Annotated in this window: 2 pseudogenes; one reads left to right on the top strand and one right to left on the bottom strand. The window is 43.2% G+C overall.

The features are described from left to right. Positions 1-523 (bottom strand): annotated as a pseudogene (locus HMPREF3139_RS08460) (outer membrane insertion C- signal); the annotation flags it as partial. Positions 524-831: 308 nt separating this feature from the next. On the opposite strand from HMPREF3139_RS08460, the pseudogene HMPREF3139_RS10955 reads away from it, so the two are divergent. Further along, a pseudogene (locus tag HMPREF3139_RS10955) lies at positions 832-932 on the top strand (IS5 family transposase); the annotation flags it as partial.

Raw genomic sequence — 932 nt, 5'->3', positions numbered from 1 at the left:
TATTGAAGCCTTCGTTAGCTTCTTTTTGCTCTTCCAATGCTGCTTTATTAGCATTTACATCTGCGCTGATGGCGTTAACAACTTCTGCAGTTTTTACCAATGCTTCGCTGTTGTCGTTGACGGTTTCAGTCAAGTCACCCAATGCCTCATCGTGTGCAGCTACAACTTCTTTCAAACCCAATCCGCCAAAGCCGTCAGCTTCAACATCTGCTTGTGTAGCTTCACGGACGGTTTTGCTGCCATCTTCATTAGTAGCGACGAAGTTGCTGCCGGCAGCAAAGCCATTAACTGCCTGCTCCAGCTCCATAGTTTTCAACAACAGGGCTGAACTCTCCTTGTCAAAAGTGAATTTCCCAGTATCTTGATCGAATTTGGTGTTTTCACCAAAAACGGTCTGAAATGCCATAGCATTTTGTGCCTTTTCGGGAATTGAACCCAGATCTCTTTCAGCCGCGCCCGCTGCGCTGCTTACCACAGCTGCCGCAATAGCCAAACTCAATGCTTTAACGTTGAATTTTTTCATGTTTTTTACCTTTTTGTGGTGGGTGTAGGGACGTTATTCAAGATTCTCTTTCCCCGTAAACTGAAAAAGGGACACCGCATGGTCTTAACGGTGATAGTCACTTGAAGAAAGTTGCACCCTCCATTGTAAAAAAATGAAATTTAAATGCAAGTATTCTGTATAGATTTTTCACATATCATGAAAATATGTTGTACATATACATCATTCGGATAAGATGCAAGGAGCACAAAAAATAACGCAAATAGAGACCTTTGCAAAATCCCCCAAAAATCCCCTAAATCCCCACCAAGACATTTAGGGGATTTCTCATGAGCACCTTCTTCAGGCAAACCGCACAAGTCATGATCGCCAAGCACATCGACCGCCTCCCATTGCTAAAGTTAGATCAAGTGATTGATTGGCAACCGAT

Source organism: Neisseria sp. HMSC15G01, assembly GCF_001808255.1.
In the GTDB taxonomy this organism is placed as follows: domain Bacteria; phylum Pseudomonadota; class Gammaproteobacteria; order Burkholderiales; family Neisseriaceae; genus Neisseria; species Neisseria subflava_A.
Note: the sequence above shows the minus strand (reverse complement) of the source record. Positions and strands in the feature narration are given on the sequence as shown.